15 protein-coding genes are annotated in these 22,880 nt (G+C 72.1%); 7 read left to right on the top strand and 8 right to left on the bottom strand.

The genetic code is table 11. From position 1 onward, the window contains the following. Window positions 1-105 precede the first annotated feature (105 nt). The 4 genes from ACH442_RS05780 to ACH442_RS05795 all read right to left on the bottom strand — a co-directional run bounded on the left by ACH442_RS05780 (window position 106) and on the right by ACH442_RS05795 (window position 7,933). Window positions 106-5,766, bottom strand: coding sequence for a hypothetical protein (locus ACH442_RS05780; RefSeq protein ID WP_396336760.1), 5,661 nt, complete (start codon window positions 5,764-5,766; stop codon window positions 106-108). An 841-nt stretch (window positions 5,767-6,607) separates the two neighbouring features. Next, window positions 6,608-7,045 carry a hypothetical protein gene (locus ACH442_RS05785; RefSeq protein ID WP_396336761.1) on the bottom strand — a complete coding sequence of 146 codons (438 nt, stop codon included), beginning with the start codon at window positions 7,043-7,045 and terminating at the stop codon, window positions 6,608-6,610. Next, entirely contained in the window at window positions 7,042-7,413 is a 372-nt protein-coding gene (locus tag ACH442_RS05790; RefSeq protein WP_396336762.1) for a DUF6292 family protein, read from the bottom strand. Before ACH442_RS05790 ends, ACH442_RS05785 begins: the two co-directional genes overlap by 4 nt. 4 nt (window positions 7,414-7,417) lie before the next feature. Beyond that, window positions 7,418-7,933, bottom strand: a complete 516-nt coding sequence (locus ACH442_RS05795; RefSeq protein WP_396336763.1) for a hypothetical protein — start codon at window positions 7,931-7,933, stop codon at window positions 7,418-7,420. 415 nt (window positions 7,934-8,348) lie between these two features. Here ACH442_RS05795 and ACH442_RS05800 point away from each other — a divergent pair, with 415 nt between their 5' ends. Together ACH442_RS05800 and mptB are read left to right on the top strand one after the other, a co-directional pair. Continuing rightward, window positions 8,349-9,503, top strand: a complete 1,155-nt coding sequence (locus tag ACH442_RS05800; RefSeq protein WP_396336764.1) for a glycosyltransferase family 4 protein — start codon at window positions 8,349-8,351, stop codon at window positions 9,501-9,503. Window positions 9,504-9,663: 160 nt separating this feature from the next. Continuing rightward, window positions 9,664-11,271 carry a polyprenol phosphomannose-dependent alpha 1,6 mannosyltransferase MptB gene (gene mptB, locus ACH442_RS05805; protein WP_396336765.1) on the top strand — a complete coding sequence of 536 codons (1,608 nt, stop codon included), beginning with the start codon at window positions 9,664-9,666 and terminating at the stop codon, window positions 11,269-11,271. Here mptB and ACH442_RS05810 read toward each other — a convergent pair. Continuing rightward, complete coding sequence (locus ACH442_RS05810) at window positions 11,166-11,588, bottom strand: pyridoxamine 5'-phosphate oxidase family protein (protein ID WP_396336766.1); 423 nt, start codon at window positions 11,586-11,588, stop codon at window positions 11,166-11,168. The genes mptB and ACH442_RS05810 overlap by 106 nt on opposite strands. Before the next feature lie 111 nt (window positions 11,589-11,699). Further along, a complete protein-coding gene (locus tag ACH442_RS05815) occupies window positions 11,700-13,121 on the bottom strand; it encodes a DUF2252 domain-containing protein (RefSeq protein WP_396336767.1) in 1,422 nt (473 codons plus the stop codon). Between the two features lie 171 nt (window positions 13,122-13,292). Here ACH442_RS05815 and ACH442_RS05820 point away from each other — a divergent pair, with 171 nt between their 5' ends. The 5 genes from ACH442_RS05820 to mmsB all read left to right on the top strand — a co-directional run bounded on the left by ACH442_RS05820 (window position 13,293) and on the right by mmsB (window position 20,104). Then, complete coding sequence (locus tag ACH442_RS05820; protein WP_396337079.1) at window positions 13,293-14,276, top strand: LacI family DNA-binding transcriptional regulator; 984 nt, start codon at window positions 13,293-13,295, stop codon at window positions 14,274-14,276. A 340-nt stretch (window positions 14,277-14,616) separates the two neighbouring features. Then, complete coding sequence (gene araA, locus ACH442_RS05825) at window positions 14,617-16,104, top strand: L-arabinose isomerase (protein WP_396336768.1); 1,488 nt, start codon at window positions 14,617-14,619, stop codon at window positions 16,102-16,104. Between the two features lie 26 nt (window positions 16,105-16,130). Beyond that, window positions 16,131-17,255 (top strand): multiple monosaccharide ABC transporter substrate-binding protein, encoded by a 1,125-nt coding sequence (gene chvE / locus ACH442_RS05830; RefSeq protein WP_396336769.1) that lies wholly within the window; start codon window positions 16,131-16,133, stop codon window positions 17,253-17,255. Window positions 17,256-17,324: 69 nt separating this feature from the next. Continuing rightward, window positions 17,325-18,860 (top strand): multiple monosaccharide ABC transporter ATP-binding protein, encoded by a 1,536-nt coding sequence (gene mmsA, locus ACH442_RS05835; protein ID WP_396336770.1) that lies wholly within the window; start codon window positions 17,325-17,327, stop codon window positions 18,858-18,860. After that, entirely contained in the window at window positions 18,857-20,104 is a 1,248-nt protein-coding gene (gene mmsB, locus ACH442_RS05840; RefSeq protein WP_396336771.1) for a multiple monosaccharide ABC transporter permease, read from the top strand. The genes mmsA and mmsB overlap by 4 nt, the downstream gene beginning before the upstream one ends. Before the next feature lie 80 nt (window positions 20,105-20,184). On the opposite strand, the gene ACH442_RS05845 is transcribed toward mmsB, so the two are convergent. Both ACH442_RS05845 and ACH442_RS05850 read right to left on the bottom strand, forming a co-directional pair. Continuing rightward, complete coding sequence (locus tag ACH442_RS05845) at window positions 20,185-21,378, bottom strand: DUF1501 domain-containing protein (RefSeq protein WP_396336772.1); 1,194 nt, start codon at window positions 21,376-21,378, stop codon at window positions 20,185-20,187. 2 nt (window positions 21,379-21,380) lie between these two features. Then, window positions 21,381-22,772, bottom strand: coding sequence for a DUF1800 domain-containing protein (locus ACH442_RS05850; RefSeq protein ID WP_396336773.1), 1,392 nt, complete (start codon window positions 22,770-22,772; stop codon window positions 21,381-21,383). Window positions 22,773-22,880 lie beyond the last annotated feature (108 nt).

The raw sequence follows: 22,880 nt of genomic DNA on the forward strand, positions 1-22,880 counted from the left end.
GGCAGGCCGTGCACGGCGGCGAGCCGGCCGCGGAAGACCTCCAGCGGGTTGCGGATGCGGCGCTCTACCAGGCGAAAGACGGAGGACGAGGCCGTACGTCGGTGGTCAGCCTCGCTTCTTGACCACCTTCTGCTTGGCGGTCGTCTCGTCGAACGCGTCGCCCTGCTTCTCCGGCTGGTGATCCTGGTCCTCGTCCTTACGGCCGCTCAACGGCGCCCGGATCTCCTCCGGCCGCCGCGGATACGGACCCCAGCCGTCCCGCAGCACGTGGATGTAGACCGCCTCCAGACACACCCCGATCCGCTCCACCAGATCCGAGTCGTCCGACGCGCCCAGCCGGATCGCCCGCGCGAAATGATCCAGCGCCTCCATGTGCCGACCCTGATCAAAAGCGGACCGCCCGGCGTTCTCGTGCACCACGCTGCGCACCGCCGTGGAGACATCCGCGTCGACCGCCCGCTGGAACAGCTTGTCGGCCTCCATCCAGTCCCCGCGCAGCCGCAACACGTGCGCCAGCTCGGCCTGGGCAATCACCATCGACTGCTCGTCCTGCGCCGACTCGGCGTGCGCCAGCGCCAACCGGCTCGCGGCCGCCGCCATGCCCAGCTCGCCGAGCAGCCGGTACACCTCCGCCCGGACACTCAGCAGCCCCGCCTTGACGATGTTGTCGGCCTCGTCGGCGAGCGGACCGTCCAGCCGTTCACCCAGCTCACGCAGGGCATCCCGGTCGTCGACGACCTCCCGCAGGGTGCCGCCGTCCAACCGCCAGCGGATCGCGTCCAGATCCGCCGCCGACAGCGGCAGGTGCTTCCCGGGCTCCTCGGCGCCCCTCTCGTCGTTCTTCGTCTCCGCAGTACGGTCACTGCCCCGCTCGTCCGCGGCGTCCCCGGCGCCCGCCACCTCGGCCTCCTCCGGTGCGGGCGTCTTCGCGACGAACCAGCCACTGCCGAACGCCGGGTCGGAGTAACGCCGCGGCTCCTGATCAGGACCGGACACCGCGAGGCGAGCGATCGGCTTCAAGTTGTGCAGCGTGCCGTCCGGGTCCATGTACGGGACGGGCTCGCCGTCCGGGCCCAGCGGCGACTCGTCGACCGGATGCCGCTGCGCAGGCACCGCGATCCCACCCGTTGCCGCGGCGGCACCGGCGCCGCCGTTGCCGCCCGTTGCCGGGGCAGAACCCGCGGTGGCGTTGCCGCCCGTCGCCGCAGCCGGCCCGGCGGTGGCGCCGGCCACCGTGGTTCCGCTCGTAGCGGGAGCGGCGCTACCGCCTGCGGGGCCATTGCTGTCAGCCGTGCCGAGGTGCGCGGGACCGGTGGCGCCGGCCGGGCTGACCTGCGCGGGACCGGTGGCGCCGGCCGGGCTGACCTGCGCGGGACCGTCGGTGGTGGCTGGGCCCGCAGGTGCGGGGCCGCTGCCGCTGACCGGGTCGGCAGCTACGTGGCTGCCGGCGCCGGCCGGGCCGACGGGCGCGGGGCCGGCCGGGGATCCCGGGCCGGTGATGCCGACGGCCGGGCCGTTGTCCTGCGACCGGCCGCCATCGGCCGGGTTGCTGTCCTGCGACCGGCCGCCACCGGCCGGGTTGCTGTCCTGCGACCGGCCGCCACCGGCCGGGTTGCTGTCCTGCGACCGGCCGCCACCGGCCGCAGGAGAATTCGTCTCGGGAGCCGGCGCGCTGCCCGGACGCGGGGCAGGCAGCCAGGCCTTCGCCGACGCGGGCTGCGCGGGCGAACTCGGCGCGGCCGACGGCTGCCCCGGAGCAGGAGAGACCGGCCGATGCCCGGCCCGTGGCCCCCAGCCGTCGTCGTCCGGATGCGCTACCTGCGGCAGCTCTCCGGTCGGGCCGTCGTCCTCCCGGAAACCTCCTGGCGACACCGGCACGTTCGTCGTCTCGGCGGCGCGATGCCCGGCGCGGGGCGTCCAGCCGTCGTCGGCCCCGGCGGTGTGAGGCGCCACCCCGTGGCTGTGCGTCGGCAGCGCCTGGTGCTGCCCGGTCGTCTCGTGACCGTGCGTCGGCAGCGCCTCGTGCCGCGCGGCTTCGCCGTGGCCGTGCGTCGGCAGCGCCTGGTGCTGAGCGGCGTTCCCGTCCTGAACCGGCGCAGGTCGCGGCTGGGCAGCGGGTGTCCGCATGGGCACGGTCGGCTGCCCGCTGAGGCGTTGCGGTCCGGCCTGGACGTTCCCGGGCTGCGCGGGATCCCACTGACCGGCAAGCGATTCCGGCCGGCCCGCCTCCTGCCCCCACGAGCCCGCGGGGGAGGAGACGGGTCGCGTCGCCTCGGGCGCCGGCGGCTGCCCCTGCCCCCACTGCGCAGCGGGAGAGGAGACCGGCCGTGCGGCATCCGGGCCCTGTCCCCACGGTGCGACAGGGCCGGATACCGGCCGCGTTGCGTCGGGTGTCTGCGGCCACTGGGCTGCGGGGGAGGAGACGGGGCGTGTGGTTTCCGGGGTCTGCGGCCACTGGGCCGCGGGGGAGGAGACGGGGCGTGTGGTTTCCGGGGTCTGCGGCCACTGCGCGGCGGGCGACGAGACGGGTCGCGTGGTGTCCGATGCCGGGGGCCGGCCCTGGCCCCACTGGTCAGCGGGAGACGAGACCGGCTGTGTGCCTTCGGGTGCTGCCGGCCGGCCCGGCGCCCACTGCGCGGCGGGTGCGGACACCGGTCTTGCGACTTCGGGTGCCTGCGGCTGCCCAGCCGGTGCGGAGACCGGTCGTGCGTTGTCGGCGACCGGAGCCCACTGCGCGGCCGGGGACACGGGTCGCCGGTTGCCGGGCTGCAGGCGACGCGGCGCGGATTCCTGCTGCTCGGCGAGGGAGTTCGGCCGTCCCTGACCAGCTGTACCGGCCGGCGGCACGTTCCCGGCCGGCGGGGACGCGACCAGCCCGGGCGGCGGCGCGGCCGGTTGAGGCGGCACGCGACCGGGTGGCGTAGCCGACTGAGGTACCACCGGCCGAGGCCCGACCGGTTGCGGCGTGACGAGACCCGGCGGAGGCCCGACCGGCTGCCCCGCATGGGCCGCGCCCGGGACCCCCGGCTGCGCAGGCATCTGACCGGCCCCGGAGGTCGGGACAGCAGACCGATCGCCCGGAACGGGCCCACGGCCGTCGGCGGGGATCGGCCCACGTCGGTCGGCCGGGACGGTTCCGCGCCCGTCGACGGGGACCGGTCCGCGAGCATCCACCGGAACAGGGCCGCGCCCGTCGGCGGGGATCGGTCCGCGTGCATCCGCCGGAACAACCCCGCGGCCGTCGGCTGGGAGCGGGCCGCGGACCGGGACGCCGGGGCGGCCGGTGGCGTGCGGCGGCATCGGCGGAGCGTCGTCCGGAACGATCGCCCACGGACCGTCGCCGTCGGCGAGGAAGACGTGCGCCGTGCGGGGACTGCGTCCGCCGCGCTGCTGCGGGACGTTCGGCGGCGGCCCGGCCTGCCACGGGTTGCCGCCGGCGGCCTGCGGGTCGCCCGGCTGCGGGTTCGTGGCCTGCGCAGGCTCGGCACCCGGACGATCAGGACCGGGCGCCTGCCCGGCGCCACCGGACTGCGGAACGACGCCTGCCCGGGAGGCTGCGGGTCCCGGCTGAGCACCGGAGCCCTGTACGAAGCCGGGGGCCGGCGGAGACGGGGGGAAACCGGCGGCCGGGGCGGCGGGTGGCTGTGGGTAGCCGGCGGCCGGGGCGGCGGGTGGCTGTGGGTAGCCGGCGGCCGGGGCGGCGGGTGGCTGTGGGTAGCCGGCGGCCGGGGCAGCGGGCGGCTGGGCGTAACCGGTCGTCTGCGGAATGCCCGGGTTCTGCGTGGCGGCGGGCGCCTGCGTGGCGGCGGGCGCCTGCGTGGCGGCGGGCGCCTGCGGGGTGGCCGGCGCGGGGTGGCCGGTGTCCACCGAGGGGGCGCCGGACGTGGCCGGGGCCGGCGGGCGGCCCGGTTCGGGGGGCGCCATGGGCGTACGCGAATCGGGGGAAACCTCGGCTCCCTCCGGCCCGGCGCCGGGCCGCGGAGCGGAAGCCGAAGCGGCGGCGGCCGGGATCTGCGGCCCGGCCGGGCCGATCACCCGGGCCGGAGCGGTCGGCTGCGGCGCGGCGACAACCCGCGGCGCCACCGGCGGCTCGCTCTTGAGGACGCGAGGCGCGGGCGGCGGCGTGGCCCGGCTCACCACCTTCGGCTGTACGGGCGGATCGGCGCGCCGGAGCACGCGCGGCTTGCCGTCGGCGCCGGTCGATGCGGTCGCGGCCGTCTCGTCCGGCGTCTCGTAGTACTCGCCGTCGAGCACGACCGGACGCTCGTCGCGGTCGTCGCGGTCGTCGCGCTCGTCCCGGGGCCGGGAACGGTCGTCGGCCGCCCAGTCCTCCGGGGTGCGGTCGTCGCCGGTCCAGTCCGCGTTCGCGGGCGCGGTGGCCCATTCGCGAGCTTGGAGGTCGACGGGTTCTTCGTCCCAGCCCGGCCGGTCGTCGCGGGAACGGACCAGTTCGTCGTCCCGGCCGAGGGTACGTCCCCGGCCGTTGCTCGCCGCGAACTCGTCCCTGACGGCCCCGTTCCGGTCGAAGCCGTCGCGGTCGAAACCCTCGCGGTCGAAGCCGTCGCGGTCGAAACCGTCCCGCTCGGAGCCGTCCCGGGCGCGCCCGTCGCGGACCTGGTCCTCGTCGCGCACCGGGGCGCTTCCACGGACGAGGTCCTCGTCGCGCACCGGGGCGCTTCCACGGACGAGGTCCTCGTCGCGCACCGGGGCGCTTCCACGGACGAGGTCCTCGTCGCGGACCCGTCCGCTGCCGCGGTCGAAGTCGTCGCGGATTCGCTCGCCGCCGCGGTCGAAGTCGTCGCGCGGACGGCCGTTCCCGCGGGCCGTTTCCGCGTCCTGCGGGCGTGCGCGCCCGTCGTACCGGTCGTCGCCCGGGATCTGCGCCCGCCCGGCCGCGGCCGGGCGTTCGGGGCGCCGGGCCGGACCACGCCGCGGGTCCTCGTCCTCGCGCCGCGGCCGTCGTCCGCCCGGCGGCCGGATCGGCCCGAAGTCGTCCTCCTGCCACGCCTGGTCGGCGAACTCGCGCCGCGCGGCCGGGTGCTCGGCCGCACCGGCGCCACGCCGTTCCCCGGCGCGCCGACGGTCGTCGTCGGCCCAGCGCCGGTCCATCCCAGCGTCGGCGGGACGCCGGTCGGGGCCACCGTCGATCAGGCGGCGGTCGGGACCGCTGTCGATGGGACGGCGCTCCGGCCCGGTCTCGGCGGGACGGCGGCGCGGGTCACGGCGGTCGTCGTCCCAGCGCTCGTCGCGCCGCTCGGCCGGGCGCCGGCCGCGGGAATCGTCGCGCCGCTCGTCCCGGCCGCGGTCCCGGTCGTCGGCGAGGTCGCCGCGGCGGGTGCCGTACCGGTCGGCCGGGCGCCCGTCGGCCTGCTGGCGGCGCCGCTGGCGTTCCGGGTTCTGCAGGGCGGCCGGGTCGACGATCGGGAAGTCCGGCTTGTCGAAGTCCATCCCGAGTTCGGGACGGTTGAAGTCGACGTCGTCGAAGTAGGGCCCGGACAGGTTGTCGACCGAGGTGTCGATCGGGACGAAGTTCGGGTCGTCCAGCCAGCTCGGACGCTTGTCGTCGAACGATACGGCCGGTTTCTCCGCGTTACGACGGGAACGCCGCGCGGCCGGTCCGTCACCCTCCGCGGGGCGTCGCGTGGGAATGACCGGATCAGGCGTCGTGCGTTTCTCGAAATGGCGTTCCTGAGCCACGGCGTACTTCGGCATGAAGGAGTATTCGTTGTACTCCTCGTCCCAGTACTCGTCGTCCTCGAAGCTCATGACGCGGCTCCGTTACGGCTGGGGGAGTTCCCACCGTCCCGTCGCCGCATCTGTGCCACCGTCCTCACCCTGGACCACCTCCGCGCCCCCCGGCGCCCGCCCCTCGCGCACCCGGACTCACCCGCCGCCACGTGGTGGATGTGGAAGGTTAATCACGGATTTGCGTGGTGCGCCACCGCCCTGCGGATCCCCCTGACCTGACCCGCGCAGGCGCCGCGGGCGGTGACCGGCCCGGCGCCGCAGCCCGCCGGGTGTGTTCGGTCGAGAAAGGATACGTCCGTCGGCCGCTTCCGGTTCAATGTTGTGAGCAGTCACTATGCCGGGATTTCGGCGGGCGCCCGTGCGGCGCGCCGGAACACGTTCCCATCAACCCGGATGATTGCTTTCCGGTTACGGCGGGCCGGTCGATTTAAGCATTACTTAAGGTCCATTTCAGGAGAGCTAAGGACTTGCGGGTGACCCTGAACAGGTGACGGAACGTGGCGAAGGACACCCTTGCGTTTTGCGGATCATGGGGGTTGAGCCTGGCACGGTTGGTGAGCGGCCAGGTCCACTGCGGACCGGCCGCCCTGCTGCGGGCGACGGAGTCCGCGGCGGGGATCAGCCCACGAGCTCCCCGGCCGAGCGGCCGTCGCCCCCCAGTTATCGGCGGCCGCTGCACGGTGCCCTCGAACGACCCGCCCGGGGAACCGCCCCCCGACTCTCCGGGCGCTCGGCGGATCAGGGCCCACCAGGCCGGGACGAGAGACGGCGGCGGGAGCAATCCCGCCGCCGTTCTTGTGGGCCGAGGACAGTGCGTCGGATGCCGCCGCGGTTCTGTGGTGCAGGGCAGGGCAGCGCGTCAGATCCGGCCGTCAGTGGTGAAGGGGCAGGCGCGGGCCGGTAACACCAGCCCCGCGGCCGCGAGCGCGGTGAGAAGTGCCGACAATTGCGTACGGGTGAGCAGCCCCGTCCCGTCCGGCCGCGGATGCGGCACCCCGAGCGCCGTCGCGGCCTCGATCGCCCGCCCGCCGATCGCCGCCTCGACCGCCCACACCCGCTGCGCGCAGAGCGCCGGTCGCGCGGAGGCGGTCAACTCCCCGTGCAGGCGCAGCAATCGGCGCAGGTCGGCGGCGAGCCGCTCGATCGGCAGCCCGTACGGCCTCGGCTCGGCCGGTTGTCGTTCCGCCACCCGGTCGGCGAGCGCGCGCCACCACCGCGGCGCGTGCTGGGCCGCGACGATGACCAGCGGTGGCGTGGCGATGACCAGTGCGATGCGACTGGCGTCCAGAAGGGTCAAGGCGACTCCAGGCGGGTGTCCTTTCCTCGACCCTGCGCCCGAGTCGGCACCTCGTCAACGCCGTTGTGTGCGACTTCCGTCTGGCGAAAATCCAGGACCGCGGCGACCACGGCGGACGGTTCCGCGCCGGCGGGGACGGGCAGCGGGTGGGACACCCGGCGTCCCGGTGACGTGATCAGCAGCAGGTACCAGCCACCGGTCCGGGACCAGCCGAGCCCGGCCTGGTCGTGGTCCCAGGTGACGACCGACGGGCGGGCGCGGTCGAACGGGATCCAGCCCTCGTCGTTGTCGGCCCGCCAGTCGGCGACGGCCACGCCGGCCGCCTCCAGTGCCTCGGCCACGGCGCGAAGAAGGTTCCAGGTGGTCACCGTCTCAGATGACCACACGGCGGGCGATCTCGAACAGGCCGTGACGGTTCCCGAACGTACGCCGGACCGCCGTTCCCATCGTCTCGAAGACCGCCTCCCCGCCGAAGTCGCAGCCCTCCGCCTCCCCGAGGAGCAGGTGCACGGCGAGTTCGTCGGCCGGTCCGTCGGGCTGGTGTCCGCCGCCCGGCAGGTCCGTCCCGAACACCCGGGCGGCCAGCGCGGCGTCGCCCTCGGCGGTGTCCGGCTCCCCGGCGTGCAGGTAGAGCAGCGCCGCCGTGGCCGGCCGCAGCAGCCGCTGGAAGACGCAGGGCTCGAGGTCGGGTACGTCGGCGAGCGCCCCGCCCCAGAAGTGCTCACCCACGGTGAAGCCGCCGGCCGCGAGTGCTGTGGCCGCGGTCCACCCGCAGGGCCCGTCCTCCCAGGTCACGGCCGGCGGGAAGGTGTTGCCGACGCGCGGGTGCAGATCCGGCACGGCACCCAGAGTGGCCAGCAGGCGCAGCGTTCCGGGCGTGGGCGTCACCGGAGGATCATGACGATCGGCGGTTGCGCAAGTAAAGGCGCGGCCGTGACCCCGCCCGGATTCACAGCATTTTCCCGGCAAACCCGAAGAAACCCGCCCTTGGGCCACCGCCCGGCGCACCGCGCCCTCCCGGCTGGTTCTCCCGGGCGCCCTGAGGGACGAACAACGCCCGGGAGAACCGGCGCAACCGTGACCGCGACGCATGCCGGTCCCCGGAGCCGGTCGCGTTCCCGGCCGGCGAAAGCTGCCTGTGGGTAGCTGGGCCGGAGACCGGCGCGGCTGCGCGCGAGCGTTCAGGAACCTCCTCGCCACGGGTGGGCAACGCAGAGACGAACATCAGTGATGTCAGCCACGCTTAAACCGTTCGTCACGGGAGCGTTGCCCGCCGGTCCGGGCCCGGCCTTCCCCTGGGGGCATGCGCATCGCGCTGGTCACAGAGTCGTTCATGCCGGACGTCAACGGCGTCGCCCATTCAGTGGTACGGACCGCGGAGCACCTCGTCCGCACCGGCCACGAACCGATCGTCATCGCGCCGGTGCCCGCGCCGGGGCCGATGCCCCTCACCCTGCCGTATCCGGTCGTGCGGATCCCGTCGATCCCCATGCCCGGGTACCCACAGATCCGTCTCGGCCTGCCGGTTCCGGCGCTGCGGGCGGCGATCCGGGCGCACCGGGCCGACGTGGTCCACCTGGCCAGCCCGTTCTTCCTGGGCGCGTGGGGGCAGAGCGCGGCGGCGTCGCTGGACCTGCCGACGGTGGCGGTCTTCCAGACGGACGTGGCGGCGTACGCCCGGATCCGTAACCTCGGCGTCGCCGAGCAACTGTCCTGGCAGTGGATCCGCCGCCTGCACAACGGCTGCGACCGCACCCTCGCGCCGTCGACCGAGTCGATCCAGGCCCTGGAACGGCACGGCGTCGAGCGGGTGCACCTGTGGCGCCGCGGGGTCGACGACGTCCGCTTCCAGCCGGGCCGGCGCAGTGCCGGGGTCCGCCGGGCCCTCTGCCGCGACGGCGAGGTGCTGGTCGGATTCGTCGGCCGGCTCGCCGTGGAGAAGGAGGTCGACCTGCTCGCCGGGGTGTCGGCGCTGCCGGGCGTGCGGTTGGTGATCGTCGGGAACGGGCCGGCCGAGGCGCAGCTGCGCAAGGCGCTCCCACGGGCCACGTTCCTCGGGGCGCGGCACGGCGGCCAGCTCGCCCGGATCTACGCGAGCCTGGACGTCTTCGCGCACACCGGGCCGTTCGAGACGTTCGGGCAGACCCTGCAGGAGGCGATGGCCAGCGGCGTGCCGGTGGTCGCCCCGGCCAAGGGCGGGCCGCGTGACCTGGTGCGGGACGGACAGACCGGCTTCCTGGTGCCGCCGCACGAGGCGGACGGGTTCACCGGCGCGGTCGCCCGGCTCGCCGCGGATCCGCTGCTGCGCCGCCGGATGGGTGCGGCCGGACGGGCCGCGATCGGCGGGCGCAGCTGGTCGGCGGTCGGTGACCAGCTGCTCGGCCACTACGCGCAGGTGCTGGGCGGGGAGCTCACCGCCGTACGGGAAATCGACAGGCTGAAAGCCGAAGCGGCCTGAACCCGGGCGCATGGTTTTGCGCGACTTGCGGGATGTCGCGCTTTACGTTGTCATGGCAGCCTGCAATTGCCGGCGCGAATCCGGCCGGCAGGGCTGACGGGGGCGAGGATGAACGGGGGCGAGGATGAACAGTGAGCGAACCGGATCGCCCCATCGCCTGATGGACGCCTCCCGTTCTCCCCGGCTCGGCCTGCTGATCACCCGCTGCCGCGACCATCTGCCGGTGTTGAGTTCCCGGGCCCTGCGCTGGGCCGGTTTCGGCGGTGCCGTCCTCCTGTTCGTCGCGGGCCTGTTCGGTGGGGCACTGCCGGCCAAGGGCAACCACAACCTTCCGGTCACCTCACTCTGGGTGCTGGGCACGGCCCTCATGGGGTACGCGTGGTGGACCGGCCGTGATCGCGAGCACAGCCCCCGGTGGGTGCTGGTCACGATCGCGCTGTGGACGGCGCCGTTCCTGTTCCTGCCGCCGGTCGGCAGCCGGGACTTCTACTCCTACAGCTGCCAGGGCGAGTTGTACACGCACGGCCTGAGCCCCTACTCGGCCACGGCGGAGACGCTGCCCTGTACATGGGTCGGCGCGGTGCCGCCGATCTGGCGGGACACGCTCACGCCGTACGGGCCGCTGTTCGTCCTGCTCGCGGCCGCGATTCTCGCCGCCGGTCAGGCCGTGCCCCTGGCCCCGGCGATCGTCGACGCGCTGCCGCCGCAGCTCGGCTCGCTGGTCCTGCCGCTGGTGTTGTTCCGCCTCGTGGCGCTGGCCGGTGTGCTCGGGATGGCGGCCGGGCTGCCGGTGCTGGCCCGGCGCTGCGGGGTGCCACCGGCGCGGGCGCTGTGGCTGGCGCTGGCCGGCCCGCTGATCGGTGCGCACCTGATCGGCGGCCCGCACAACGACGCCGCCATGCTCGGTCTGATGATCGCCGGGCTGGCCGTGATCGTCCGCTCCCCGAAGCACCCGGTCGCGATCCTGGGCGGCGGCGCGCTGCTCGGCGCGTCGCTGGCGGTCAAGGCGACGTCGCTGGTCACGCTGCCGTTCGCGGTGCTGATCGTGGCGGCGGCGTGGGCGAAGGCGCGCACGATCGACGTCCGCGGCCTGGTGATCGGGACGGCCGGCGTGGTCGGGGCGGCCGCCGTGACGCTGGCCGGGATCACGGTGGCCGGTGGCCTGGACTTCGGCTGGATCGCCGGCCTGCAGGACAGTGGCGAGCTGGTCCAGTTCAGCTCGATGCCGACCGCGGTCGGGATGACCGTCACGTACGTCGGTCAGCTCTTCGACCCGGACTTCGACGCGGTCCCGGTGACCCGGGCGATCGCCTACGCCGTGCTGGCCGTGGCGCTGGTGGCGATCTGGGTGCGGGCGCTGCGCTCCACGACCGACCCGGCCAGGGCGGCGCTGGTCGGCGCGTCGGCCGCGGTCGTCGCCACGGTCGCGCTGGCCCCGGTCTTCCTGCCCTGGTACGCGCTGTGGCCGCTGACGCTGCTGGCGGCGACCGGGTTCCGCACCAAGGCGGTCATGGTGATCACGATCGTGGCGTCGTTCTCGGTGCTGCCGGACGGCTCCGGGCTGGTGCGGTCGCTGAAGTTCCCGGGCGCGCCGCTGGTCACCCTGTACCTGATCTACCTCGGTGTCCGGTACGTGCGGCGGCGCTCCCGGGAGCGCGGGCCTCAGGCGATGGTGACCGGGGAGGACGCCAAGGACGCCGATCCCAGTACGCGGGAGATGGCCACCTCGATCACGACCCGTGCCGGGTTGGGCCGCGGCGTCCGGTAACGGCCGGCGTAGATCCGCTCCGCCTCGGCCACCGACTCCGGGTCGTCCCGGATCACCGCGAGGCCCTCGACGGTGCTCCACCGCGGCCCGTCCACCTGACAGATCGCGACCCGCTGCTGGCCGCGCCGGACGTGCCGGACCTTCGCCGACTCGCCCGACGCGATGACCCGGGCCAGCCCCGCCTCCGGGTCGAGGGTGGCGCCGACCGCGACCACGTGCGGGGAGCCGTCGGCACGCAGCGTGGTCAGGGTGCAGAGGTGCCGCTCGGTCCAGAACGTGCGCAGGGCCGCGGACTCCAGGGGGATGATGCCGCTCACGCAGCCTGCCTTTCATGGGTCGGTGCTCCCGGTGGCGGGAGCGGGTCGGGTTGGTGCTGCACGACGAGCTGATCGACACGCCCGGTTGCGTGATCCATAGGTGAAAAGATTTCAGGCGGTCTCGGCGGCCAGCTCGCCGCGGCGCACCGCGTCCACCAGCGCCGCGTGGTCCTGCTCGACCTGGTCGGCGTAGAGCCGGGCGAACCGGGCCAGCGAGTCGTCCAGCTTGTCGCCGCTGCCGCAGTATCCCGCGATCATCGACGCCCCGCTCGTCCGGGCGTGCGACTTGGCCAGCAGGTACCCGCAGATGCCGGCGTAGTCGGCCAGCGCCCCGGCGTTGATGTCCTCGACGACGATCGCGCCCTTCATGTCGCGGAACTGCCGCACGTAGTACTGGTGATCGCCGACGGTCGCCCAGCCCAGCAGCGGGTCGCTGACCGTCTGCAGCGCCTGCTGATATTCCACGACCCGCTGACCCTGGTGCCGGTGCCAGGCCAGCGCGCCGTGCTGGTGTTTCGCGATCACCGAGCGGCGGGCCTGCTTGAGCTGCAGGAACACCACGTCCTCGGGATCCGAGCCCTCGCACAACGCCACGTACGCCCGCAGGCCGACCGACCCGACGCCGACCACCTTGTGCGCCACGTCGACGATCCGGTATCCACCGAGGATGCGGGCCCAGTGCGGCTTGAGCGTGTTCAGGTACCCGTCCAGCGCCTCGTCCAGCAGCTCGCGGTCGCCCTCCGGGGGCCGGGTGATCACCGGCGGCTCCTCGACCAGCCGCCGGGTGCCGTCGCGCTGCTCGGTGAACCGGGGCAGCGCCCGGTCACTGGTGCGCCGCCGCGCCCGCCGGGCCGCCCGCTCGATCTCGTCGCGGAAACTGGCCCGGCTCGCGGCGCTGCGCATCGTGTCGACGTCGAGCTGGTCGAACGAGCGGGCCAGCAGCGGGCGGGCAGCCAGGTGGGCGATCTGCTCCCGGTACTCCGCGACGCAGTGCTGGACGGCGCCGGCGCAGGCACTCTCGCGGAAGCCGTTGACCCGGCCGGCCACGTAGACGCTGACCACGAGGCGGCGCAGGTCCCACTCCCAGGGGCCGGGGTGCGCCTCGTCGAAGTCGTTGAGGTCGAAGACCAGCTCCCGCTCCGGGGAGGCGTAGAAGCCGAAGTTGCCCAGATGGGCGTCACCGCAGATCACCGGAGTGATGCCGGTGTGCGGCAGGGCGGCGAAGTCGTCGGCCATCAGACCGGCGGTGCCGCGCAGGAACGCGTACGGGCTGGTGATCATCCGGCCGATGCGGACCGGCACGAGCCAGGGGATCCGGCCCTCGTGCGACGCGACGACCTGCTGCACCGGGTCGAGCCGGGCGGGGCCCGGACGCCACTGCGCCATCTCCGAACGGGGGGACCTCTCGCGCAACGAGCGACCGATCTCGTATCGTTCGGCGCGCGGCCGTGCGGGCCGGCGCAGGGAGCTGAAGCCCTCGTCATCCGCCGGGCCGGGCACGAGGTGGCTGCTGACCGTGGGTGTCGCGTCCATCGCTGCCGAGAGTACGGGGCTCGCGGCAACCCCCGCCGCGGGGCTCGCGGCGCGAGCATTGTTATCGATAACATTTCCCCTGTGGGAGACGCGCGGCCTGCCGCTACGCTCCATCAGATCCGGACCTGGCGAGGTGCGCAAGTGGAGACCAAGGGATCCCGTTCCCCCGCGATGACGGACGTGGCACGACTGGCCGGGGTTTCCCACCAGACCGTCTCCCGCGTCCTCAACGACCATCCCAACGTCAAGGAGCAGACCCGGCTCCGCGTCCGCGCCGCCATCGCCGAGCTCGGTTACCGGCCCAACCGGGCGGCTCGCGCGCTGGTCACCGGCCGTTCGCAGCTGATCGGCGTGGTCGCCCGCAACAGCATGCTCTACGGCCCGGCCTCGATGCTCACCGAGTTCGAGCAGGCCGCGGCGGATGCCGGCTTCGCGGTCAGCGTCGGCAGCGTCCGCGAGCTCGACCGCGACTCGATCTCCGCGGTGGTCGACCGTCACCTGGACCAGCGGGTCGCCGGCCTGGTGGTGATCGCGCAGGTCGCCTCGGCCACCGAGGCACTCGCCGAGATCCCGGCCGAGGTGCCGGTGGTCTTCATCGACGGCGACCCGGCGGCCGGCCGTGCGCTGGTCACGGTGGATCAGGTCGCCGGGGCCCGGGCTGCGGTCCGGCACCTGCTGGAGGCCGGGCACGAGACCGTCTGGCACGTCTCCGGGCCGACCGAGTGGTTCGACTCGGCCGGGCGCATCCAGGGCTGGCGGCAGACGCTGCAGGAGGCCGGGCGGGAGGTGCCGCCGCTGCTCAGCGCCGACTGGTCGGCCGCCGAGGGGTACCGGGCGGGGCAGATGCTGGCCCGGATGCCCGAGGTGACCGCGATCTTCGCGGCCAACGACCACCTGGCCCTGGGCGTGCTGCGGGCGCTGCACGAGCGCGGGCGCCGGGTGCCGCACGACGTCAGCGTGGTCGGTTTCGACGACGTGCCGGAGGCCTCTTACTTCATCCCGCCGCTGACCACCGTGCGCCAGAGCTTCGGCGACGTGGCCCGGGCCGCCCTGACCCTGCTGCTGGGCCAGATGAAAGACGAACCCGGGGCAGCGGACACCGTGATCGTTCCGGCACACTTGGTGGTGCGTGAGAGCGTGGCGCCGCCCGCCTGAGAGCCTGCCAGGGCCGGGTTAAGCGGCCGTTACTTTGTTGTTGCCAAGAGCCGTTGACAGCTCAATTGTTAGCGATAACACTGGGTTTCTCCCCGCTGGGTGTGGCGCCTGCCACGTCCCGGCTCCTTCTGTGGAGGTAGACCCGGATGTCCGTCGGACCGCGCCTGACCACCGCCATCGGCGGGGGTCACGTCAGCCTGAGCGGTTCCTCCGAGGCATCCTTAAGCGGTCAAGATCTACGACCGGCTCTTCGCCGAGCGTCTGGTGCTGCACGATTACTACCAGTGACGCCTGACCGGGACCGCTGAACAGCACCACCATCGACACCAAAGGAAACACGATGAAACCGCAGATCTGGTTTCTGACCGGCAGCCAGCACCTGTACGGGCCGGAGACGCTCCAGCAGGTGGCCGACCAGTCCGCTGAGATCCAGCGCACCCTGGCCGCCGGCCTCGGCGCCGAACTGGTCACCCGCCCGGTGCTGACCGACTCGGGCGCGATCAAGCAGGTGATGCTCGACGCGAACGCGAACCCCGACGTCATCGGTGTGATCGCGTGGATGCACACGTTCTCGCCGGCCAAGATGTGGATCTCGGGCCTGGACGCGTTGCGCAAGCCGCTGCTGCACCTGCACACGCAGCACAACACGTCGCTGCCGTGGGAGTCCATCGACATGGACTTCATGAACCTCAACCAGGCCGCGCACGGCGACCGCGAGTTCGGGTTCATCCAGGCGCGGCTGGGCGTGCCGCGCAAGACGGTCGCCGGGCACGTGTCCGACCCGTCGGTGGTGGCCCGGATCGACGGCTGGGCGAAGGCCGCGGCCGGCCTGCAGCGCCTGCGGACCCTGCGGCTGGCGCGCTTCGGTGACAACATGCGCGACGTCGCGGTCACCGAGGGCGACAAGGTCGAGGCCGAGCTGCGGTTCGGCGTCTCGGTCAACACCTACGGGGTGAACGACCTGGTCGCCGTCGTCGACGCGGTCGACGAGAAGACCGTCGACGACCTGATCGGGGAGTACTCGGAGCTCTACGAGCTGGCCCCCGAGCTGGCCGTCGGCGGCGAGCGGCACGACTCCCTGCGGTACGGCGCGCGGATCGAGGCCGGCCTGCGCCAGTTCCTCACCGAGGGCGGCTTCGGCGCCTTCACGACGAACTTCGAGGACCTCGGCGGCCTGCGCCAGCTGCCCGGGCTGGCCGTGCAGCGCCTGATGGCCGACGGTTACGGCTTCGGCGGCGAGGGCGACTGGAAGACCTCCGCGCTGCTGGCCACCGTGAAGGCGATGGGGGCCGGCGACGACCGCGGCACCTCGTTCATGGAGGACTACACGTACCACTTCGGTCCGGGCGAACCGAAGATCCTCGGCGCGCACATGCTGGAGGTCTGCCCGACCATCGCGTCCTCCCGGCCCCGCGTCGAGATCCACCCGCTGGGTATCGGCGGGCGGGAAGACCCCGTCCGCCTGGTTTTCGACGCCGCGCCCGGTCCCGGCGTCGTCGTCGGTCTCGCCGACCTCGGTGACCGGTTCCGCCTGGTGGCGAACGTGATCGACGTCGTCCCGCCGGACGAGCCGCTGCCCAATTTGCCAGTTGCCCGTGCGGTGTGGAAGCCTGCGCCGTCGCTGTCGACATCGGCCGAGTGCTGGCTCACCGCGGGGGGACCTCACCACACCGTTCTCACGCAGGCGATCGGCGCCGAGGTCCTCCGGGACTTCGCGACGATGGCCCAGACCGAGCTCCTGCTCATCGATGACCGCACCACGACCGACGACTTCGCCGATCGAGTGCGGTGGAACCAGGCGTACTTCCGCCTGGCCCGCCCCCTGTAACACCGCTCTCAAAGAGGAGAACCACCGTGAAATACACCCGGCTCATGGCGGCCCTGAGCGCCGCCACGCTGGTCACGACCATGGCCGCCTGTGGCTCTTCGGAGAAGACCACGGACAAGGAGGCGTCCAGCGGCAGCGCCGCCGGCGCGCTGATCGGCATCACCATGCCGACCAAGTCGTCGGAGCGCTGGATCCACGACGGCGACAACCTCAAGTCGCAGCTCGAGGGTCTGGGCTACAAGGTCGACCTGCAGTACGCGGAGAACGACATCCCGACGCAGACCCAGCAGCTCGACTCGCAGATCACCAAGGGCGCCAAGCTCCTGATCATCGCGTCGATCGACGGCACCGCGCTCTCCACCCAGCTGGACAACGCGAAGGCCGCGAACATCCCGGTCATCGCGTACGACCGCCTGATCCGTGACAACGCGAACGTGGACTACTACACCACGTTCGACAACTTCAAGGTCGGCGTGCAGCAGGCCACCTCGCTGCTGACCGGTCTCGGCGTGCTCAAGGCGGACGGCAGCAAGGGCGACGCGAAGGGCCCGTTCAACATCGAGCTGTTCGCCGGCTCGCCGGACGACAACAACGCGACGTTCTTCTTCAACGGCGCCAAGAGCATCCTCGACCCGTACATCAAGGACGGCACGCTGGTCGTGCAGTCCAAGCAGACCGACTTCAAGACGGTCGCGACCCTGCGCTGGGACCCGGAGACGGCCCAGAAGCGCATGGAGAACATCCTGACCGCCAACTACAAGGGCGCGGTCAAGGTTCAGGGCGTGCTCTCGCCGTACGACGGCATCTCGATCGGTATCCTCTCGGCGCTGAAGTCGGCCGGTTACGGCACCGACGGCAAGTACCCGGTCGTCACCGGCCAGGACGCCGAGCTCGCCTCGGTCAAGTCGATCATCAAGGGTGAGCAGTACTCCACCATCTACAAGGACACCCGTCAGCTGGCCAAGGTCACCGGCGAGATGGCCGACGCCATCCTGAAGGGCCAGACCCCGCAGACGAACAACACCACCGACTACGACAACGGCAAGAAGGTCGTCCCGGCCCAGCTGCTCCAGTCGGTCGTCGTCGACAAGGACAACTACCAGAAGGTCATCGTCGACGGTGGCTACTACACCGCTGACCAGCTGAAGTGATTTGAATCCGCGCCCCGCCCGCTCGTCGCGGGCGGGGCGCGGACTTCATCGGCCCATAGGAGGGTCTTCATGACCGACACGATCCTGCGCATGAGCGGCATCACCAAGACGTTCCCGGGCGTCAAGGCGCTGCAGGACGTCGACATCGAGGTACGCAGGGGCGAGATCCACGCCATCTGCGGGGAGAACGGGGCCGGCAAGTCGACCCTGATGAAGGTGCTGTCCGGGGTCTACCCCGCGGGCACCTTCGAGGGCCAGATCGAGTTCGACGGCGAGCCCGTGCACTTCTCCGGCATCCGCGACAGTGAGCACAAGGGCATCGTCATCATCCACCAGGAGTTGGCGCTCGCCTCGAACCTCTCGATCGCGGAGAACATCTTCCTCGGCAACGAGCGAAGCAAGCGCGGCTGGATCAACTGGAACGAGACGAACGCGGCGGCCGACGAGCTGCTGCGCCGTGTCGGCTTGCAGGAGAAGGCTGTCACGCCGGTGGTCGAGCTCGGCGTCGGCAAGCAGCAGCTGGTGGAGATCGCGAAGGCGCTCTCCAAGGACGTGAAGCTGCTGATCCTCGACGAGCCGACGGCCGCGCTCAACGACGACGACTCGGCGCACCTGCTCAACCTGCTCCGAGGCCTGCGTGACGAGGGCATCACCTGCGTCATCATCTCGCACAAGCTGAACGAGGTGATGGGAATCTCCGATCGCGTCACCATTCTGCGTGACGGCAGGACGATCTGGACCAACGACATCGAGAACCTCACCGAGGACAAGATCATCTCGGGCATGGTCGGTCGCGACCTCGAGCACCGGTACCCGGAGCACGAGCCGACCATCGGCGACGAGATCCTGCGGATCGAGGACTGGACCGTCCACAGCCCCACCCAGCCCGACCGGGCGCTGGTCCGCAAGGCGAACCTGACGCTGCGCCGCGGCGAGATCGTCGGGCTGGCCGGCCTGATGGGCGCCGGCCGCACCGAGCTGGCGATGAGCGTCTTCGGCCGCTCGTACGGGGTGAACATCTCCGGCCGCCTGATCAAGGACGGCAAGGAGATCCACGTCAGGTCGGTCCGTGAGGCGATCGATCACGGCATCGCCTACGCCACCGAGGACCGCAAGCGCTACGGCCTCAACCTCATCGAGGACATCAAGCGCAACATCTCGGCGGCCGGATTGACCAAGCTCGCCAAGGGCGGCTGGGTCGACGGCAACGAGGAGTTCAAGGTCGCCAACGAGTACCGCGCCAGCATGAACATCAAGGCGCCGGACGTCGGAGCGGTCGTGGGCAAGCTCTCCGGCGGTAACCAGCAGAAGGTCGTACTCTCGAAGTGGATCTTCACTGACCCGGACGTGCTGATCCTCGACGAGCCCACCCGAGGCATCGACGTGGGCGCGAAGTACGAGATCTACACGATCATCAACCGGCTCGCCGACGAGGGCAAGGCCGTCCTGGTCATCTCGTCCGAGCTGCCCGAACTGCTCGGGATCTGCGACCGTATCTACACCCTCTCGGCGGGCCGGATCACCGGTGAGGTGCCGCGCGCCGAGGCCACTCAGGAGAGCCTGATGACTCTCATGACGAAGGAAGAACAGGAGGTGGCGCCGTGACCGTCGCACCCACCAATGCCGATCTGTCCGTGGACAAGGGCCCGGCCGGTGCCCAGAACAAGGCGACGCGCAAGGTCAACTTCGACATCAAGTCGAGTGGTATCTACATCGCGCTGGCCCTGCTCGTGGTCGGTTTCACCGTGGCGACCGGTGGTGACCTGCTCGCGCCGCAGAACCTCAGCAACATCATCGTGCAGTACTCGTACATCCTGGTGCTCGCGATCGGCATGGTGCTGATCATCATCGCCGGCCACATCGACCTCTCGGTCGGCTCGGTCGTCGCCGCGACCGGCGCGTTCGGCGCGGTCATGATGGTCAACTGGCACGTGGCGTGGCCGATCGCGGTGATCGTCACGCTGATCTTCGGCGCGCTCATCGGTGCCTGGCAGGGTTACTGGGTCGCCTACTTCGGCATCCCGGCCTTCATCGTCACGCTCGCCGGCATGCTGCTGTTCCGTGCGATCACCTACATGATCCTGGGCAACAAGGGCATCGGCCCGTTCCCGGACGAGATCCGCACCCTGGCCAACGGCTTCACCCCCGGCTTCATGGGCAACATCGGGCTCGGCGGGCTCGGCGGCGCGGACCTGTTCAGCATCATCGTCGGTGTCCTCGTCGTGGTCGCCATGGTCTTCGTGCAGTGGCGGGCCCGCTCCGGCCGCGTGCGCTACAACCAGGCCGTCGACCCGATGTGGCTGTTCATCCTCAAGGTCGCCGCCCCGGCCGCGCTGGTCATCTTCCTGGTCGTGCAGCTCGCCCGGTTCCGTAACCTGCCGTGGGTGCTCGTCCTGCTGGCCGTGCTGGTCGTCGGCTACACCTTCGTCACCAACCGGGCGGTCTTCGGCCGCCAGATCTACGCGGTCGGTGGCAACCTGCAGGCCGCGACGCTCTCCGGCGTCAAGGTCAAGTCGGTCGTGTTCTGGCTGTTCGTCAACATGGGCGTGCTGTCCGCGGTCGCCGGTGTCATCTTCGCCGGCCGCCTGAACCTGGCCGGCCCGACCGCCGGTAACAGCTTCGAGCTGGACGCCATCGCGGCCGCCTTCATCGGTGGCGCGGCGGTCCAGGGTGGTGTCGGCAAGGTGGTCGGCGCGATCACCGGTGGCCTCATCATGGGTGTCATCAACAACGGTGCCGGCCTGCTGGGCTGGGAGACCGAGAAGGTCATGCTGGCGAAGGGCATCGTGCTGCTCGCCGCGGTCGCCTTCGACGTGTGGAGCAAGCGCCGCACCGCCGGCGCGAAGTGACGCACTCCCTCCGGTAGGACAAGCCGAACGGCAGCCGCGCGGATCTCCGCACGGCTGCCGTTCGTCGTTGCGAGGGCGGGTCAGGAGCGGGCGGCGGCCAGGCCGAAGGTGGTGGGCTTGACGCCCGGGAAGACACTCTCCAGCGAGCCGAGACCGCAGCGCTTCTGCAGCACCTCGCCGATCACCGCGCGGTAGTCGCTGGTCGCCGCGAGGTCCCCGGCGACCAGGGCACCGGGGGAGAGGCCGGGCCAGTTCGCGTACACCTTGCCGCCCCGGATCCCGCCGCCCAGCAGCAGCATCGCGTTGCCGTGCCCGTGATCGGCGCCGCGCGACGAGTTCTCCTGCACGCGCCGGCCGAACTCGCTGATCGTCAGCACGGTCACGTTCGCCGTCGCGGCACCCAGGTCGGTGGTGAACGCGGCCAGCGCGGCGGCGAGATCGGCCAGCTCGTCGTACATCCGCTGGCCCTCGACCGCCGGGCCGAGCCCCTCGTGCATGTCCCAGTCGCCGCAGTCGACCGCGGCCGTGACCAGTCCGGCCTTCGCCTTGATCAGGCGCGCGACGTCACGCAGGGCCCGGCCGAGCTCGGTCTCCGGGTAGGGGCTGCTCACGGCGTACGCGCCGGATTTGATCTTGCCGACGGCGGAGAGGGCGCGATCGGCGGACCTCGCCGCGGGATCGTCCCCGTACATCGCGCGCAGGGCCGCGGCGATCGGCCGCTTCCCGTCCCCGGCCAGCGTGAAGTTGTCGATTCCGGTCATCGCCACGTCGGCGGACGGGCCCATCAGGATCCGCGACGGCATCGCGTGGCCCATCGACACCCCGGCCAGGGGCGCGGTCGCGCCGGTCAGGCCGAGCATCCGGTCAAGCCAGCCACTGCGCAGGGACGTGCCGGGCGCGGCGTTCTCCAGCGCCTCCATCGCCGCGAAGTGCGATCGCGTCGGGTTCGGCTGGCCGACCGCGTGGACCGCCGCGAGCTTCCCGCTTTTCCAGAGCGGGGCAAGCGCGGCCAGCGCCGGGTGCAGGCCGAAGGTGCCGTCACCACCGATGACTTCTTCCTTGGGTACGGCGATGGCCGGCCGCGCCGCGTAGTAGCCGGGATCGCCGATCGGGGCGATCGCGGAGAGGCCGTCGAAGCCGCCGCGCAGCGAGATCACCACCAGGGTGTCGCCGGTGTAGCTCTGCTCCATGGCGAAGGCCATCTTCGTGCTCAGCATCGTGCCGGCCAGCCCGGCCAGCGCACCACCGAGGAGCGTGCGACGGGACGTTTTCATGATCACCTCAGCTGGAAGGACGGCGCGTCGAGGACGAGCGCGATCAGGTACGGGGCGTGGCCGGCGAGATGCTTGTCGTTCGCGTCCAGGACAGAGTTCGGCGACTTCTGCGCGACGCTGAGCACCGCCGCGGTGTGCGCCGCCGGCAGCGGGGCGCCGATCAGGCGGGTCGCGAGGGCGTCGACCAGAGCGCCGTACGTCGCCGGCAGCACCGGGACCAACGACCGCAGCAGGTCGGCGGGGCGGGTCAGCTGCTTCGGATACCAGCCGGTGGCCAGGTTCAGGTGCAGGTTGCAGCGCACCAGGAACGCCGACGGCGACGCCCAGACCGCGGCGACGTCCGGGAAGCCGTTCGGCGCCGCCCACCGGAACGGGGCGTTCCCGGCCTGCACCAGCACGTCGTAAAGGGCGTCGAGGCCCGTCACGCCGTCCGCGCCGGGGCGCAGGCCCAGTGCCCGTACGGCTGCGATGAGATCCTCGAAAGGCGTGCGGACCTTCTGCCCGGCGGAGGCCGCGAACTCGGCCGAGGTGAAGAGCGCCCGCAGCACCGGGACGATCGCCGTGCCGTTGTCCAGGTAGACCTGGGCCAGCCGGGTGACCAGGGCGGCCGGCGGCTCGTCGGCGACGAACCGGACACAGAGCTTGCGGGCGATCGTCCGGGCGGTCTCCGGGTGCGTCGCCAGGTGATCGAGGAAAGCCAGCGCGGCCGGCTCGCCGTCGGGTTTGTCGTTGGCGTGCCGGAAATCGAGGATGCCGACCCGTCCGGTGGCGTGCTTCGACGCGTCGTAGACGTAGCCGCCGGCCTTGCTCACCGTCATCCCGGTCAGCAGCCGCGCCGCGTCCCGGACGTCCGCCTCGTCGTAGACCAGGCCGACCGTGTGCAGCTCCATCAGCTCGCGGGCGTAGTTCTCGTTCGGGTGCGTCTTCGCCGACGAACGCTGGTCCAGGTAGGTGAGCATCGCCGGGTGCCGCGCCGAGGCGCGCAGCAGGTCGGTGAACCGGCCGAACGCGTGTTTGCGGATCACCTGGGCGTCGTAGTCGGCGCGGGAGTCCCAGACGCCGCCCGACGGGGCGGCCACGTGCAGGTGGTTCGCCCAGAACGCGACCACCGACTCGAAGAGCTGGCGCTCGCTCCAGGCGGCCCGGGCGACGGCGGCCCGGCCCAGCTGACGGAACGCCTCGTAGGAGTCCTTGGGCAGCGCGGCCCGGACGGCGGCGGTCGAGGCACCGGCCAGCGGCAGGCGCTCCAGCAGCTTGTCGCAGGCGGAGTCGTCGATCCGGGCCGGGTTCAGCTGGCGCTCCAGCCAGCCGTCGGCGCCCAGCCGGGCCGCCTCGGCCAGCGAAGCCGGGGTGGGGCCGAACGTGGCGCGGCGGAGGAGATGAGCGAGCGTCATGCGGTTCCCTTCGACGAGACTGTCAAACGTCATCGCGGCGGCAACCGTGACTAACGAGTCCGCAATCCGGGCGCACCCGTGACCGGACACCGGTGACGGACGTAGGCT

It is taken from the genome of Actinoplanes sp. NPDC020271 (genome assembly GCF_044388125.1).
Taxonomy (GTDB): domain Bacteria; phylum Actinomycetota; class Actinomycetes; order Mycobacteriales; family Micromonosporaceae; genus Actinoplanes.

Coding starts and splice junctions, on each gene's coding strand:
- araA (WP_396336768.1), top strand. CDS start 14,617: ATGAAACCGCAGATCTGGTTTCTGACCGGCAGCCAGCACCTGTACGGG.
- ACH442_RS05820 (WP_396337079.1), top strand. CDS start 13,293: ATGACGGACGTGGCACGACTGGCCGGGGTTTCCCACCAGACCGTCTCC.
- ACH442_RS05815 (WP_396336767.1), bottom strand. CDS start 13,121: ATGGACGCGACACCCACGGTCAGCAGCCACCTCGTGCCCGGCCCGGCG.
- ACH442_RS05800 (WP_396336764.1), top strand. CDS start 8,349: ATGCGCATCGCGCTGGTCACAGAGTCGTTCATGCCGGACGTCAACGGC.
- ACH442_RS05780 (WP_396336760.1), bottom strand. CDS start 5,766: ATGAGCTTCGAGGACGACGAGTACTGGGACGAGGAGTACAACGAATAC.
- ACH442_RS05850 (WP_396336773.1), bottom strand. CDS start 22,772: ATGACGCTCGCTCATCTCCTCCGCCGCGCCACGTTCGGCCCCACCCCG.
- ACH442_RS05845 (WP_396336772.1), bottom strand. CDS start 21,378: ATGAAAACGTCCCGTCGCACGCTCCTCGGTGGTGCGCTGGCCGGGCTG.
- mptB (WP_396336765.1), top strand. CDS start 9,664: ATGGACGCCTCCCGTTCTCCCCGGCTCGGCCTGCTGATCACCCGCTGC.
- mmsA (WP_396336770.1), top strand. CDS start 17,325: ATGACCGACACGATCCTGCGCATGAGCGGCATCACCAAGACGTTCCCG.